The sequence below is a fragment of the Cupriavidus cauae genome (genome assembly GCF_026210475.1).
In the GTDB taxonomy this organism is placed as follows: domain Bacteria; phylum Pseudomonadota; class Gammaproteobacteria; order Burkholderiales; family Burkholderiaceae; genus Cupriavidus; species Cupriavidus cauae.
Genome location: NZ_CP080293.1, coordinates 1,409,535 through 1,424,432, shown reverse-complemented (window position 1 = coordinate 1,424,432; position 14,898 = coordinate 1,409,535). Strand labels below are relative to the sequence as shown.

General features: G+C 67.3%; 12 protein-coding genes. 5 read left to right on the top strand and 7 right to left on the bottom strand.

Annotated elements, in window-relative coordinates; translation table 11 throughout:
* The first annotated feature begins 46 nt into the window (after positions 1-46).
* A complete protein-coding gene (locus KZ686_RS06380) occupies positions 47-997 on the top strand; it encodes a LysR substrate-binding domain-containing protein (RefSeq protein ID WP_226108491.1) in 951 nt (316 codons plus the stop codon).
* 7 nt (positions 998-1,004) lie between these two features.
* Here the strand turns inward: KZ686_RS06380 and KZ686_RS06375 are convergent, their stop codons facing one another.
* The gene (locus KZ686_RS06375) at positions 1,005-3,281 is read right to left on the bottom strand and encodes a hypothetical protein (protein ID WP_265633252.1); all 2,277 of its coding nucleotides are present in this window, start codon (positions 3,279-3,281) and stop codon (positions 1,005-1,007) included.
* A 63-nt stretch (positions 3,282-3,344) separates the two neighbouring features.
* Here KZ686_RS06375 and KZ686_RS06370 point away from each other — a divergent pair, with 63 nt between their 5' ends.
* On the top strand, positions 3,345-5,099 hold the full coding sequence (locus KZ686_RS06370) for a ShET2/EspL2 family type III secretion system effector toxin (RefSeq protein ID WP_265633251.1): 1,755 nt from the start codon (positions 3,345-3,347) through the stop codon (positions 5,097-5,099).
* Positions 5,100-5,155: 56 nt separating this feature from the next.
* Here KZ686_RS06370 and lgt read toward each other — a convergent pair whose 3' ends face one another.
* Positions 5,156-5,959, bottom strand: coding sequence for a prolipoprotein diacylglyceryl transferase (lgt, locus tag KZ686_RS06365; RefSeq protein WP_226108498.1), 804 nt, complete (start codon positions 5,957-5,959; stop codon positions 5,156-5,158).
* 80 nt (positions 5,960-6,039) lie between these two features.
* The gene (locus tag KZ686_RS06360) at positions 6,040-7,074 is read right to left on the bottom strand and encodes a LysR family transcriptional regulator (RefSeq protein ID WP_265633250.1); all 1,035 of its coding nucleotides are present in this window, start codon (positions 7,072-7,074) and stop codon (positions 6,040-6,042) included.
* 202 nt (positions 7,075-7,276) lie between these two features.
* Between KZ686_RS06360 and ilvD the strand changes: the two genes are divergently transcribed.
* Complete coding sequence (gene ilvD / locus KZ686_RS06355; RefSeq protein ID WP_226108502.1) at positions 7,277-8,950, top strand: dihydroxy-acid dehydratase; 1,674 nt, start codon at positions 7,277-7,279, stop codon at positions 8,948-8,950.
* A gap of 118 nt (positions 8,951-9,068) precedes the next feature.
* On the opposite strand, the gene KZ686_RS06350 is transcribed toward ilvD, so the two are convergent.
* Entirely contained in the window at positions 9,069-9,650 is a 582-nt protein-coding gene (locus tag KZ686_RS06350; protein WP_226108504.1) for a TetR/AcrR family transcriptional regulator, read from the bottom strand.
* A gap of 110 nt (positions 9,651-9,760) precedes the next feature.
* Between KZ686_RS06350 and KZ686_RS06345 the strand changes: the two genes are divergently transcribed.
* Positions 9,761-10,186, top strand: a complete 426-nt coding sequence (locus KZ686_RS06345; RefSeq protein ID WP_265633249.1) for a VOC family protein — start codon at positions 9,761-9,763, stop codon at positions 10,184-10,186.
* A gap of 90 nt (positions 10,187-10,276) precedes the next feature.
* Positions 10,277-11,188: an arginase gene (gene rocF, locus KZ686_RS06340; RefSeq protein ID WP_265633248.1), complete on the top strand. Its 912-nt coding sequence runs from the start codon at positions 10,277-10,279 to the stop codon at positions 11,186-11,188.
* 72 nt (positions 11,189-11,260) lie between these two features.
* On the opposite strand, the gene KZ686_RS06335 is transcribed toward rocF, so the two are convergent.
* From KZ686_RS06335 to KZ686_RS06325, 3 genes are all read right to left on the bottom strand, one after another.
* Entirely contained in the window at positions 11,261-12,481 is a 1,221-nt protein-coding gene (locus KZ686_RS06335) for an Rpn family recombination-promoting nuclease/putative transposase (RefSeq protein ID WP_265633247.1), read from the bottom strand.
* A gap of 292 nt (positions 12,482-12,773) precedes the next feature.
* The gene (locus tag KZ686_RS06330) at positions 12,774-13,217 is read right to left on the bottom strand and encodes a DNA polymerase III subunit chi (RefSeq protein ID WP_149317683.1); all 444 of its coding nucleotides are present in this window, start codon (positions 13,215-13,217) and stop codon (positions 12,774-12,776) included.
* Between the two features lie 13 nt (positions 13,218-13,230).
* Positions 13,231-14,784, bottom strand: a complete 1,554-nt coding sequence (locus tag KZ686_RS06325) for a leucyl aminopeptidase (RefSeq protein ID WP_265633246.1) — start codon at positions 14,782-14,784, stop codon at positions 13,231-13,233.
* Between the last annotated feature and the right edge of the window lie 114 nt (positions 14,785-14,898).

Genomic DNA, 14,898 nt, shown 5'->3' with positions numbered 1-14,898 from the left:
AGTACAATCAATACCTTCGGCTTTCACTGGGTCATTGGGGCGGGACATGGATATCCGGGGCATGCGCTATTTCGTCGCGATCGTGGAGCACGGCAGCCTGACCCGCGCCGCCGAGGTCGCCCACGTGGCCCAGCCCGCCCTGAGCCAGCAGCTTGCGGCGCTCGAAGCGGAGCTGGGCGTGGCGCTGGTGCATCGCGGCGCCAAGGGCGTCAAACCCACGGAGGCGGGCCGCACGCTGTACCGGCATGCGCGCGCGATCCTCAAGCAGATCGACGTGGCGCGCGCCGACGTGAAAGTGGCCGGCGCGGACATCGCCGGCACCGTGGCGATCGGCCTGCCGACCACCGCCGCCGCGGCATTCGGCATGCCGCTGGTGCGCGCGGTGCGCCAGCGCTATCCGGGCGTCCGGCTGCAGCTGTTCGAGAGCATGAGCGGCTATATCGCCGAACTGCTGAACAACAACCGGCTCGACTTCGCCATTCTGTTTCGCGATACCCCATCGCGGGCGGTGGAACTGGAGCCGTTGGCCAGCGAGGCGCTGTACCTGGTCGGCACGCCGCCTGTCTCCGCGGCCTCGAAGCGGCATCGCGCCAGGTCGGGCAAGGAAGGAACCATTGCCCTGAAGGCGCTGGCCGATGTCCCGCTGGTGTTGCCGAGCGGGGCGCAAGGGCTGCGCGAAGTGCTGGAGCGGCATGCCAGCGGCGCCGGCATTCGGCTGCAGGTCGTGGCCGACCTCGACTCGCTGCCGATCCTGCTGCAGACCGCCCGGGAAGGGCTGGCCTGCACGATCCTGCCCGCGTCGTCACTGAGCCGCGAGCCGGATGACGATGCCCTGCCGACACGGCTGATTCTCCCCGAGCTCGACCGCACGCTGTCGCTTTGCTGGCCGCGTGCGCTGCCGCGGACGGCCGCCGCCGACGCGGTGGCCGAGGCCTTGCGCGAGATCGTCGCCGCGAAGATTGCGGAAGGCAGCTCGTTGAAGCCGGCTCGCGCGTAGCGCCGCCCTACTGCCCTTTCGGCGGATCCCGCCTCAATTGCCGCTCCATCGTCGCGATGCGTGCGGCGATGGATTGGGCGAAGAAGTGCATGGCTCGCTCGAGCGCCAGGTTCCGGAAAGTTCGCTGGAAAACGGAAGCGCACACGTCGTCCAATTGGCGGGCGAGCGCCGCCGCCTGGGCAATGACGGCGTTCCAGGCCTGGCTTGCCGCGGCGCGCCCGGAAGCATCCGGCAATTCGTCGAAGCCGATGCTGTTGTGGTCGTCGAACAGCGCGCGCAGTCCGGTCACGTTATTGCCCAGAAACCGGCCGCGTTCCATATACATCGTGACCGCGAGCTGATTCATCGCACCGGCCGTGGCAAAGCGGTCGGCATGGAGGCCCCCCATCTCCTCCAGCGCGAGCATCTCGCTGCGTACCTTTTCCAGAAGCTGGAAGGCGCAGAGATATTCGACCATGATGTCCTTCTTGTGCTCGGCCCCGTCGATACGGTCCGGAAGGGGCTGCGCAAGCGCGGTCGAAAGGTGTTGCAAGTATCGCGTCGCGGTGCGGATCCGGCCCTGCGCCCAGGCCAGGCTCTCCTCCCACTGTGCCTGCACGTCAACCGCGGGCGCCTGCACCGCCTGCGCCGACTGCACTGTGGAGGTACCTGCCGCGGCCGCCCCGGCATCGGGGCCCGCGTCGGCATCGGCGGCGGCGGGAGCGGCCGTCGGGGTGGCCGCCGCGGCGGGAAGAGGCTGCGAGGCACTCCCGCTCTTCCCAAGACCATAGGCCGACGCATCGTCCAACCCGTCCGGGCCCTCTTCCATGTACACCGAGTTGTACGACCCAATGCTCGAGGTGGATACGGTTCGGCTCAATGTGCGATCGCTGGCGGTATCGCCTGCATTGTCGACCGGTGTGTCCGCCGACGCCGCCTCCGCGGTGCAACCCGCCGCGTTCGGTGGACTCTTCCGCTCAAAGCCCAGGCGGCGCCAGAGCTGTTCGATCATCTGGTCGTTTTCCAGGACTTCGTCCCAGTCGCTGTCGTGGCTGCCGGCCACGTCCTCAGGCGCGTTGGCGCGAACGTTGGCCGACACGTTGGCCGGCACGTTGTCAGGCACGTTGTCAGGCACGTTGTCAGGCACGTCGGCCGCGCTCCGGTCGGGGACGATCGGCCGCGACGATACGGTGCGGGCCAGGCCGCTCTGCGCCGGCGCGCGCTCGCCAAATTGGTCGACCAGGCGCTTGGCGGCCTCGCACAGCTTGATGCCCTGCACTTCCGCGCAAAAGTGAGCCGCCCTGATCTCACCGCCACAAAGCTCCGACAGCACGTCCCACGCGAGCGGCTGCGAGAAATCCGAATTGGCCTGGAGCCAACGGCTCATCTGCTCGCCAATCTCGTGTATCAGGCCGGCGAGATCGGGTTGCCGGTCAGGAAAATGGCGGTAGGCCTCGGGCTTGGCGAACACTTCCCCTGCGCCGAAGATCGTGGCAAGCACGCCCACGGCGGCCGATGCACCGGTTCCCGCCGCACACGCCGCCGTCAGCAGGAAGGAGCCGCCCAGCGCAACGCCGGTCACGGCCACCGGCCACAGGATCACCGCCAGCGTGACGGCACCGGCAATGCCGAGCAGTGCGCCCACGGCGAGCGCGATGGCCTTGCCGACGCTGCGCTTTTGCACGTGGGGCGCGATGTCGTCCTGCAGCGACTGAAGCCTTTGCATCAGCGCCTGGCATTGCGTCGCGAGCTTCAGGTTGCGTGCCATCACCACGGCGATGTGTCGCTCCCGCGCGTGTGGGCCGGCCTCCCATGGCATGGTGGCACGATGCTCGAGCTGCGCGATGTCCCGTGCCGTGTTCAGCAGCGCCGTCAGGTCCTTGTCGCACGCATCGAGTTCCTGTCTCAAAGGCTGCTTCTGGCTGGCCGGAATGGCCAGCGCGTCAATCGTCCTTTTCAGTTGATGCAGATGCTGTGCGCAGCTCGCTGCCACTGTGTCCCCGATCGCGCCTTCCGCCTGCGGGACAGCGTCGACGGGCGCCTCGGCGGACCGGCCGGTCCGCCTGCCGACATCGTCTCGGATGCCAGGAGTCAGCGATGGAAAGAGGACGGTAGCGATGGCGGGAGCGGACAGGGGCGGCATGATGAATCCGGAAGCGGGCTGAACGAAGGGAAGCGAATGTGGCGACGGCCGCAGGAACGAAGGCGCGGACCAATGCCGATCGATGTCGGCACGGGTCGCATCGTCGGGGGAAGCGATCGCCGATGCGGCAGGATGGCGCAAGTAATGTGCAAAGGCTTTCATAAATCGACAGGCAACTCGCGATAAGTGACACATGTCTCTTGAGCCATGCCATGCCGTGGCCGCATGCTGTTCGACCGCTCTTTTCCGGAGAACATCATGTTCCTCGCCCCTCCCCCCACGAAACAACCCGTCGTGGTGCGATGCGCAGTGCCGGAGGCGCTGCGCAACCGTGACATGCGGCGGCTATTGCAAGCCCATGGCGGGTGGCTCCAATGTGGAAGCGATCGCTTCCGGATCCGTTGGGAAAATGGGCGGCTCCATGTCCGCAGCAAAACGGCTGCGGAGCCGCAACGGCAGGCGCTGGCGGCGCTGCTGGCCGACAGATACAGTGAACTGTTCGAGGATCGGTTCCACTGGCCACGCGGGACCAACCCGCGCGTGCGGCTCAATGGCGAGGTCTCCTTCGCGCGTGGACGCCCGTCCGGGCCGATTGCCTGCCGCCATCTGGCCGTCTTCTGGCTTGGCCTGTTCATCGATGGCCTGCCGCACGGCCCCGACTACTCCAGGCTGGGGACCGCACAGGCGCTGCGGGACAACATCCCGCTGCACTACGACTACAGGGTGGTACCGAACGCCGTGCAGCTCGGCAAGCTGCGGGTGGTGATGATCGGAGACTGGGGCGAGGAGTTCGCCGCGCGCCTGGCCGAACTCGAGGGCCGCGACGAAACGGCCACGACCCTGCTGATCCTGACACCCGATCACGCAATGGCCGTCGGGCTGCGCGTCGTGCCCCACCCGCATCGAACCCGCTACGTCGTCGCCTTCTACGATCCCAATATCACCGCCACGCATCTGGAAGCGTGCTTCGACGACATGGAAGGGGTACGTGAGCTGGAGGCGCGATGCTTCACCGAGTTCGCGCGCGACTACGATCCATTCCTTCGGCAGCACCGGACGCTGAACACGGTGGACGCCATGCTGATGGTCGAGCTCGACATGGCGACGCTGCGGCAGCTGCGCGAGATCGACGTGACCCTGCCCGAGCAGCCGCGGCAATTGTCGGGTGCGCTGCCGCCTCTGACTGCCGATGCGTTGTGGTATCTGCTGCGTTATGGCTGCGAGGACGCGGTCCGTCAGGTGGCACCGGCACTGCGCGCGCTGCCCCTACATGAGCGCATCCAGCGGCTAAGCACGAACCGCTCGACCCAGCTGTTCTACGACATCATGTCGCACGGGCTGCCATCGTCGGCGAGGCTGTTCGGGGAGCTGATCGCCGACCTTCCGCTGGAGCAGCGGATTCGCCTGCTGCGGTCGCAGGCGGACTGCGGCACGACGGCATTCGGTTATGCCGTGAAGGCCGGCCGCACCGAGATGTTCCGGCCATTTCTGGAACTGCTGCAGGCGCTGGTGCCCAGCGACCATCACTACGCCATGCTGGTGGCCGCCATGCCGGACGGAACCTCCGCGCTCTATCACGCCTGCAAGCACGGGTATTGCCATACGCCGCCGGCGTATGCCGCCGCCTTGTCGTCGTTGCCGCCCCTGCTTCTCGCTTCGCTGATGTGCGCGCGTTCGGCCGACAACGAAACGGGCCTGGAGGTGGCCGTGCGGAACAAGGATCTGAGCACCATCGGCAATTTCGCCAAGGTGTTCCCGCTGCTGCCGCCGCAAGCCTGCGTCTATCTGCTGAAACCGGCGTGGCGGTTGATTCGACGGATGAATGCCGAGGGGCGCAAGGACCCGATCATCGAGCAGATGATGCGATCGCATCTGGAGCGGTTCGCCCCGTCGCTGCTGTCGGGCGAGGGCGGCGACCGGGGCGGGCGTGCCAGGGCGGCCTCGAAAGGCTGGGTACGCTGGAAGTGGAAACTGGGCTGACGCGGGACGGCTGCCGGGCGATATCAGGCGCCGTCAGGCCCTGATATCGCCCGATTTCAGGCCGACAGCTGCGGCTGGCGCCGATACGCCCACCACATCATCGCCGCGCCCGCCACGATCATCGGCAGGCTCAGCCACTGACCCATCGAAAAGTTCAGCGCCAGCAGGCCGAGGAAGTTGTCCGGCTCGCGCGCGAATTCGGCGAGAAAGCGGAACACGCCGTAGCCCAGCAGGAAGGCGCCGGACACCGCGCCCGTCGGCCGCGGATGGCGGGCAAACAGCCACAGGATCACGAACAGCGCGACGCCCTCGCCGGCGAACTGGTACAGCTGCGACGGATGGCGCGCGATATTGTCGCCGGCCTGCGGGAAGACCATGCCCCACGGCAGATCGGTGGGACGGCCCCACAGCTCGCCATTGATGAAGTTGCCGAGCCGCCCGGCGGCGAGGCCGCAGGGAATCATCGGCGCGATGAAGTCGGTCACTTCCATCCAATGCCGGCCGCGCACCTTCGAGAACACCCACATCGCGATCACCACGCCGAGGAAGCCGCCGTGGAAGGCCATGCCGCCCTCCCACACCTTGAAGATATCCAGCGGGTGCGACAGGTAGAAGGACGGCTTGTAGAACAGCACGTAGCCGAGTCGGCCGCCGAGGATCACGCCGAGCACGCCGTAGAACAGCAGGTCGTCGATATCGCGCGCGGTCCAGCCCTGCGCCGCCACCTGCGGCTGGCGCAGCCGGATGCGGCCGAACCACATAAACATGATGAAGCCGGCGAGGTACATCAGCCCGTACCAGCGGATCGCCAGCGGGCCCAGATGGATGGCGATGGGATCGAAGTTCGGATGGATCAGCATGCGGGTCTATCGCTTGGCGTTGTCGGATGGGGTTGGTGGGATGGACGGGATCGAATTCAGGATCGGGATCGGCATCGGGCTCAATGCTTCGGCTTCGGCCCGGGATTCGGCCCGGGATTCGGCCCCGGATTCGGCCCCGGATTCGGCCCGGGCACGGTGGCGCGGCCCTTCGATGTGCCGCTGCCCGGGCGGGCCGCCGGCGCCAGCGCCGACGCAATCTCGATGAACGAGCGCAGCACCGGACTGGGTCCGGCCGCGCCGTTGTCGCGCCACGCCAGGCCCGTCTCGATCTCCGGCACCGCGCCGCGCAACGACAGATACGACACGCCGGTGCGCCGCAGGTTGCATAGCGAGGCCGGCACCAGCGCGACGCCGATGCCGGCCGACACCAGGCTGACGATGGTCTGCATCTGGATCGCTTCCTGCGCGATCACCGGGGCGAAGCCGTCGCGCGCATAGTAACCGGTAATGATGTCATGAAACGCCGGCGCGCTTCGGCGGGGAAACAGGATCAGCGGTTCGTGCGCGAAATCGGCCAGCGCGACGGCATCCGGCTGCTTCGCGCCGCCGCGCCGGCCCGGCGCGCGCCAGTCCTGCGGGACCGCCAGCACCAGCGGCTCGCGCACCAGCGGCAGGTACGACATGCCATGGGGCAAGGCGGGCATCTGCGGGCGGATCACCAGCCCCGCGTCGATCTGCCCGTCGGCCAGCGCATCGAGCTGGATATCGCTGGTGGCCTCGCGCAGCTGCAGCTGGACCTCGGGATGCCGCGCGCGAAAGCGCCGCAGCAGGTCGGGCAGGATGCCGTAGTCCGCGGTGCTGACGAAGGCCAGCGACAGCGTGCCGACCTCGCCGCGGGCCAGCCGCTGCGCCAGCGCGGGCAGGTTGGCGGCGTCGGCCAGCACCCGGCGCACTTCGGGCAGCCACTGCTGTCCGGCCGGGGTCAGCGCCACCGAGCGGCGCGTCCGCACGAACAACGGCACGCCGATCTCGTCCTCCAGCGCCTGGATCTGCTGCGACAGCGGCGGCTGCGTCATGGCCAGGCGCGCGGCGGCGCGGCCGAAGTGCAGTTCCTCGGCGACGGTGACGAAATAGCGCAATTGGCGCAGATCCACGCGGACTCCCGGTGCGGCGAGGCCGGCGACCGCCATCGATTCCCGGCGATCGCCCGCTTCTGTGACATGTTCTGTGATAGGAAAAACGACTCAATACAGCACGAATAATATATTTGACACTGCAAAACGCAAACGGCATGCTGTCGGCCACAACTACAGCGGCGCCCGGCCGGGCGCCACGCCAGTCCCCGGAGAGATACGCATGGCATACAACAAACGCTCGCAGAACATCACGCAAGGCGTGGCGCGCTCGCCCAACCGCTCGATGTACTACGCGCTGGGCTACCAGAAGGAAGACTTCGACAAGCCGATGGTCGGCATCGCCAACGGCCACTCGACCATCACGCCGTGCAACGCCGGCCTGCAGCGCCTGGCCGATGCCGCCGTCGATGCGATCAAGGCCTCCGGCGCCAATCCGCAGATCTTCGGCACGCCGACCATCTCGGACGGCATGTCGATGGGCACCGAGGGCATGAAGTACTCGCTGATCTCGCGCGAGGTAATCGCCGATTGCATCGAGACCGCCGCGCAGGGCCAATGGATGGACGGCGTGGTCGTCATCGGTGGCTGCGACAAGAACATGCCGGGCGGCATGATCGCGCTGGCGCGCACCAATGTGCCGGGCATCTATGTCTATGGCGGCACCATCAAGCCGGGCAACTGGAAGGGCAAGGACCTGACCATCGTGTCCTCGTTCGAGGCCGTGGGCGAGTTCACCGCCGGCCGGATGAGCCAGGAGGACTTCGAGGGCGTGGAGAAGAACGCCTGCCCGTCGACCGGCTCCTGCGGCGGCATGTACACCGCCAACACGATGAGCTCGTCGTTCGAGGCGCTGGGCATGTCGCTGCTGTATTCGTCGACGATGGCCAATCCGGACCAGGAAAAGGTCGACAGCGCCGCCGAATCGGCGCGCGTGCTGGTCGAGGCGATCAAGAAGGACATCAAGCCGCGCGACATCATCACGCGCAAGTCAATCGAGAACGCCGTCAGCCTGATCATGGCGACCGGCGGCTCGACCAATGCGGTGCTGCACTACCTGGCGATCGCGCATGCGGCCGAGGTCGAATGGACCATCGACGATTTCGAGCGCATCCGCCGCAAGGTGCCGGTGATCTGCAACCTGAAGCCGTCGGGCCAGTACGTCGCCACCGACCTGCATCGCGCCGGCGGCATTCCGCAGGTGATGAAGATCCTGCTGAACGCCGGCCTGCTGCACGGCGACAGCCTGACCATCACCGGCCGCACGCTGGCCGAGGAACTGGAGCACGTGGCCGACCAGCCGCGCGCCGACCAGGACGTGATCCTGCCGATCGACAAGGCGCTGTACAAGGAAGGCCATCTGGCCATCCTGAAGGGCAACCTGGCCGAGGAAGGCGCGGTGGCCAAGATCACCGGGCTGAAGAACCCAGTCATCACCGGCCCGGCGCGCGTGTTCGACGACGAGCAGAGCGCGATGGACGCGATCCTGGCCGACAAGATCCAGGCCGGCGACGTGCTGGTGCTGCGCTATCTCGGACCGAAGGGCGGCCCGGGCATGCCGGAAATGCTGGCGCCGACCTCGGCGATCATCGGCAAGGGCCTGGGCGAGTCCGTGGGCTTCATCACCGACGGCCGCTTCTCGGGCGGTACCTGGGGCATGGTGGTCGGCCACGTCGCGCCTGAAGCCTTTGTCGGCGGCACCATCGCCCTGGTCCAGGAAGGCGATTCGATCACGATCGACGCGCACAAGCTGCTGCTGCAGCTGAACGTCAGCGACGAGGAACTGGCGCGCCGCCGTGCCGCCTGGAAGCAGCCGACGCCCCGCTATACGCGCGGCGTGCTGGCCAAGTTCTCGAAGCTGGCGTCGACGGCCAGCAAGGGCGCGGTCACGGACTGAGCGACATCGTCCAGTAGGTCGGCGCCTGCGGGCGCCATGCCAAAGCCTGCGAGCGATCGCAGGCTTTTCTGTTTGTGGGATCGCCGCGCGCGGATCAGCGCGTCGGTTCACCCCCCGCTCAGCCCGCCGCCACGGTCCGCTCGATCAGCCGGACCATCGCGGCGCGGATCGCGGCCGGGTCGTCGCCGGCATCGATGGCAAGCGCGGCCCGGTCGAATGCCGCCGACAGCAGCGTCGCGAGCGCATCGACCGTCAGCGGCGGCGGCAGGCGCGGGCCGAGGGCCGCCGCCAGCCCCTCCCGCAGCGTGCGGCCGGCGTGGGCCTGGTCCAGCGCCAGGCTTTCGCCGGCGCCCAGCACCGCCGGACCGTCCACCAGCAGCAGCCGCGTGCGTCCGGCCACCGTCATCGCATCGAGATAGGCCTCGCTGCCGGCGATCAGCGCCTTGCGCGCCGAGCGCGTGGCGGGCGCCGCGCGCTCGATCTCGTCGGCCACCGCCCTTGCCTCCTCCTCCAGCACCGCGCGGAACAGCGCGCGCTTGTCATCGAAGTGGTGATAGAGCGCGCCGCGCGTGATGCCGGCGGCCGCGACGATTTCCGGGGTCGAGGTATCGGCATACCCCTTGTCGACGAACAGGGCGCGCGCGGCCGCCAGCAAGGCGCCGCGCGTGGCCTCGGTGCGTTCACGGTTGGTCCGTGGCATTTTTCTTTGCATACATACAGCCTGTATGTTATAACGACGAAAAAGATACAGACTGCATGTTAATGTCATCTGGCCATTTCCCCAAGCGGCCGCACCGAACGGAGTCCGTCATGAAGATCACCAGCTTCTACCCCGTCATCCAGACCACCGATGTGGCAGCCACGGCGGCCTTCTATCAGCGGCATTTCGGCTTCAAGGCGCTGTTCTCGAGCGACTGGTACTGGCATCTGCAGTCGGCGGACGATGCCGGCGTCAACCTCGCCGTGCTCGACTACCGGCACGAGACGATCCCCGTGGGCAGCCGCGCGCCGGTTGCGGGCACCATCCTGAACTTCGAGGTCGAGGACGTCGACACGCTGTACGCGCGGCTGCAGCAGGCCGGCCTGCCGATCCGGCTGGCGCTGCGCGACGAGCCCTTCGGCCAGCGGCACTTCATCACCGCCGATCCCAACGGCGTACTGATCGACATCATCAAGCCGATTCCGCCCTCGCCCGAGTTCGCCGCGCAATACGACCCGCAGGCCATGCCGGACTGAGCTGTCCTCCGGGCGGTATCATGGCCCGGTGATCGGCGGCCCCGGACAACGCGCGGGCACCGGCGGCCCTGGATACCGCAAGGAGGGACCATGAAGACAGTGATGTTGATTGGCGCGCCTACCGATGTCGGCGCCAGCACGCGCGGCGCATCGATGGGACCGGAGGCGATGCGCGTCGCCGATATCGCCGGTGCCCTGCTGCGCAATGGGCTCGACGTCGTCGATGGCGGCAATCTGTCCGGCCCGGCCAATCCGTGGCATCAGCCGATCGACGGCATGCGGCACCTCGACGAAGTGGTGGCGTGGAACCGCGGCGTGTTCGATGCCTGCTACGGCTGCCTGCAGGACGGACGCTTTCCGCTGCTGCTGGGCGGCGACCATTGCCTGGCGATCGGGTCGATCAGTGCGGCCGCGCGCCATTGTCGCGACACCGGCAAGAAGCTGCTGGTGCTTTGGCTGGACGCGCACGCCGACGCCAATACCGGCTCCACCAGTCCGACAGGCAATATCCACGGCATGCCGGTGGCGTGCCTGTGCGGCGATGGCCCCGCGCCCTTGATCTCGCTGAGCGGCACGGTGCCGGCGGTCAAGCCCGAGCACATCCGGCAGGTCGGCATTCGCAGCGTCGACGCCGAAGAGAAACGGCGGCTGCGAGACCTGAACCTCGCGGTCTTCGACATGCGCTACATCGACGAGAACGGCATGCGCCATACCATGCAGAACGCGCTCGCCGGCATCGGCGACAACACCCATCTACACGCCAGCTTCGACGTGGACTTCCTCGACTGCAGCATCGCACCGGGCGTCGGCACAACCGTGATGGGCGGCCCGACCTATCGCGAAACGCAGCTTTGCATGGAGATGATCGCGGACACCGGCCGGCTCGGATCGCTCGACGTGCTCGAACTCAATCCGGCTTGCGACGTGCGCAACCAGACCGCCAGGCTGATGGTGGATTTTCTCGAGAGCCTGTTCGGGAAATCGACGCTGATACGCCAGTGAAGCCTCGGGGAGTTGGGGGTCGCGTTCGCGAGACGTGCGCCGCGACCCAGGCGCCGGCGGGGCGGCCTCCGGCTAGCAGAGAAACACGTCATCCAGGCGTTGCGCGTATAGCACGCGACGCGCCCAGTCCTCGATCTGCTGCACCGACGCGGAAAGCACCTTGGCGGCGATGTCCTCGGGCAAGGGACCGAAGCGATGGTCGAGCAGTTTGATCAATAGCTCTGCCCTTACTTCGGCCTCGAGCTTGGCCTTGACCTTCCGCGTGATGTCGCGCTCCAACCGGCGCGCCCACTTTCCATAGCCTTGCGACAGTTCCATATCCAGCTCCATCAGGTTGTGCACTTCGTTGAGATCCAGCGCGGCGGCGCTGAAGTTGGCGGCTCGCGCCACGACCCATGCGGCCAGCGCGGTGTCGAGCGCGGCATTGCCTTGCGCCAGTTCCCTGGCAAGCCGCAACGGCGCAAACACGGCATCCACCGTCGTCGCCTGTTCGAGTCGCATCAGCACGGCGACAAGATTGCGCTGTGTTGCCAGTTCCGATTGGGTATAGGCGCTACGGTCGATCAGGCAGTACTGCAGACTGGGCTGATGATCTGCGACGCGGCCCGGTACGACCGGAATCATTGCGCCAATGTCCGTCGGCGCACGCCATCGCTCGGTGCCGTTGTAAAGCACGATCGGGAATACCAACGGATAGCGGTGCCGGTGCCGGCCCCGGCCGCGGCAGCGTCGGCTGACATCGCGATAGAACATGCCGACGTAGGCCAGCATGCGCGCGGCCATATGCGGGTCGTGGCTGCTTTGAAACTCGATCAGCAGGTGGACCGGCTGCTGCTGTCCCGGCACGCGCACCCGCCAGACCACATCGTTCAGGCCCACGCGCAGCCCGTCCGATACATGGTGCGTCGGCACCATCTCCATGGAATCGAAGTCTGCCGTCTGCAGCCACGGATCCGAGATGAAGTCGCGGATCAGGTCGCGGACGACCTCGCGAAACGCGAACACCAGCTTGTATGAGGCGTCGTGATGACGGCCGAGCGTTCGCAGCCCGTCCCCATTCGCCTCGTCGACGGGCTCGCGTACGTCGAGGCAGGTCGGCCCCGGCAGGCGGCACGGCAAGTGGAAGTCGTGACCGTCATGCCCGGGCGGGATGCGGGAATGGCCGGTGGGATAGCGCAGAGGACCGTACAGCGGATAGCGGCCGGCATGATCGGCAACATGGCGATCGACCGGGTTTCGGCCTGAATGGCGCGGCGGACGCGGCCGCGGCTGGCGAGCAGAGTAGTCGAGCATAGGGCAAGGACACCTGAAGGAAGGACAACGGAACACGGCGGAAGCCGATGCCGTAAGTTGCCAGCCTATGGGCTACGGTGCTTGCCTGAAATGCTGCGAAGTTAACTGGCGGAGACCACTATAGGAAGCGCTCGAAGGGAAGCGCTCGAAGGCGAGCGTTCGAAGGGAGCGCACGAAGCGAAGCGTTCGAAGGGAGCGCTCGAAGCGAAGCGTTCGAACGGAGCGCTCGAAGCGAAGCGTTCGGAGCGAGCGTTGGAGGGACCGCGCTACGCTGCCCCGAGGGAAGCCGACGCTAGGCGCCGGCGGCCTCGCCCTGATTGCGTTGCCCGATATCGTGGTGCATCAGCGGATAGCCCCGCTCGCGATATTGGCGATAGCGTTCGCGCCCGGCGGCGCGATCGTCGGCGTCGCCGCCGACCACTTCGATCATGCGTTCGAAGCTGGCGAACTGCAGCGGGATCCTCGTATCCAGATTGATCAGCAGTTCGTGGTGCGGCACCGCGTCGAGCGCGGCGGCCAGCACGATCGGCGTTTCCGCCGCGTGCGGGCTGTCGAGCCCGCAGTGCGGCAGGAAATCCAGCGCCGAGAAGGTCCACAGCTGCGCATCGAGCCGCGCCAGCATCGCTGGCTCGGCATGCACCACGATCTTTTGCCCGGCCCCGTAGGCCTTGCGGATCAGCCGGCAGACATAGCCGAGCTTGTCCGGCACGTTGCTGTGGAAGTCGATGCGCGTCATGGGAGTTGGGAGATCAGCCTGCGCGGTCCATCAGGAATTGCGTCAGCAGCGGCACCGGGCGGCCCGTGGCGCCCTTGGCCGCGCCGCTCTTCCACGCGGTGCCCGCGATGTCCAGGTGGGCCCAGTCGTACTTGTCGGCAAAGCGCGCCAGGAAGCAGGCCGCCGTGACGCTGCCGGCCGGACGGCCGCCGATGTTCGCCATGTCGGCGAAGTTGGACTTGAGCTGCTCCTGGTACTCGTCGTCCAGCGGCATGCGCCACGCGCCGTCCATCGCTTTGCGGCCGGCCTGCACCAGCTGGTCGGCCAGCGCGTCGCTGCGCGCGTACAGGCCGCTGTTGACGTGGCCGAGCGCGATGATGCAGGCCCCGGTCAGCGTGGCGACGTCGATCACCGCGGCCGGCTTGAAGCGCTCGACATAGGTCAGCGCGTCGCACAGGATCAGGCGGCCCTCGGCATCGGTATTCAGGATCTCGATGGTCTGGCCCGACATGCTGGTCACCACGTCGCCCGGCTTGGTGGCGGTGCCGCTCGGCATGTTCTCGCAGGTCGGAACCACGGCGATGACATTGAGCTTCAGCCCCATCTCGGCCACCGCCTGCAGCGTGCCGAGCACCGAGGCGGCGCCGCACATGTCGTACTTCATTTCGTCCATGCCCTCGCCCGGCTTCAGCGAGATGCCGCCGGTATCGAAGGTGATGCCCTTGCCCACCAGCACCACCGGCGCCTGGCGCGCGCCGCCGTCGTAGCGCAGCACGATGAACTGCGGCGGCTCGGCGGTGCCCTTGGTGACCGCGAGGAAGGCGCCCATCTTCAGCGCCTCGATCTGCTTGCGGCCCAGCACCTCGACCTTCAGCTTGAAGCGGCGCGCGATCGAGCGCGCGGTGTCGGCCAGATAGGTCGGCGTGCAGATATTGGAAGGCAGGTTGCCCAGGTCCTTGGTCAGCTCCATGCCGTTGGCGATCGCCACGCCGCGCACCACGGCCTGGTTCGCGGCCTTGGCCTCGGCCGCATCGACCGCCAGCACTACCTTGCGCAGGCCCAGGGCCTTGTCGTTGTTCTTGGCGCCGTTGCGCTTGAGTTCGGGATGGCGCTCCAGCAGCCGGTAGCCCGCCTCGCGGATCAGCGTGACGGTGGTGATCACGCGCCAGGCGATGTCGCGGGTCGCGCCCTCCGCGCCCTGCCCGGCGGCGCGCGGCGCCGGCTGCGCGAGGCACCACAGGACATTGGCGGCACGCGTGCCGCTCAACGCACGCAACGCGGTACGCACCGCATCGGCGAATGCCTTGTCGCCGAACTCCGCCTCCTTGCCCAGGCCCACCAGCAGCACGCGGGCGGCGCCGATGCCGGCAACCTCGTGCAGCATCAGCTGCGAATTGCGCTTGCCTTCGAAGTCGCCGAGCTTGATCAATCTAGCCACCAGGCCCCGGGTCGCGGCGTCCAGCGCCTTGGCGACGCCGTCCAGGCTCTGGCCCTCGAACACACCGACCACCAGGCAGTCGGTCTTGGTCGCCAGGAAACCATTCTGGCCCGCTTTGCTCAAATCCAGGGCTTTTGTGCTAAATTCCATCGCGCTTCCTTCCAGGGGCTCGTGTAGAACGAAAGCCTCCATTATCCGCGATTTTGCTTCGCGAACTTTTGGCAGTCACTTCCGCAGCGACTGGCCGCCGCTGGCCTGCAGCGC

Coding starts and splice junctions, on each gene's coding strand:
- KZ686_RS06380 (WP_226108491.1), top strand. CDS start 47: ATGGATATCCGGGGCATGCGCTATTTCGTCGCGATCGTGGAGCACGGC.
- KZ686_RS06375 (WP_265633252.1), bottom strand. CDS start 3,281: ATGAAAGCCTTTGCACATTACTTGCGCCATCCTGCCGCATCGGCGATC.
- KZ686_RS06370 (WP_265633251.1), top strand. CDS start 3,345: ATGCTGTTCGACCGCTCTTTTCCGGAGAACATCATGTTCCTCGCCCCT.
- lgt (WP_226108498.1), bottom strand. CDS start 5,959: ATGCTGATCCATCCGAACTTCGATCCCATCGCCATCCATCTGGGCCCG.
- ilvD (WP_226108502.1), top strand. CDS start 7,277: ATGGCATACAACAAACGCTCGCAGAACATCACGCAAGGCGTGGCGCGC.
- KZ686_RS06350 (WP_226108504.1), bottom strand. CDS start 9,650: ATGCCACGGACCAACCGTGAACGCACCGAGGCCACGCGCGGCGCCTTG.
- KZ686_RS06345 (WP_265633249.1), top strand. CDS start 9,761: ATGAAGATCACCAGCTTCTACCCCGTCATCCAGACCACCGATGTGGCA.
- rocF (WP_265633248.1), top strand. CDS start 10,277: ATGAAGACAGTGATGTTGATTGGCGCGCCTACCGATGTCGGCGCCAGC.
- KZ686_RS06335 (WP_265633247.1), bottom strand. CDS start 12,481: ATGCTCGACTACTCTGCTCGCCAGCCGCGGCCGCGTCCGCCGCGCCAT.
- KZ686_RS06330 (WP_149317683.1), bottom strand. CDS start 13,217: ATGACGCGCATCGACTTCCACAGCAACGTGCCGGACAAGCTCGGCTAT.
- KZ686_RS06325 (WP_265633246.1), bottom strand. CDS start 14,784: ATGGAATTTAGCACAAAAGCCCTGGATTTGAGCAAAGCGGGCCAGAAT.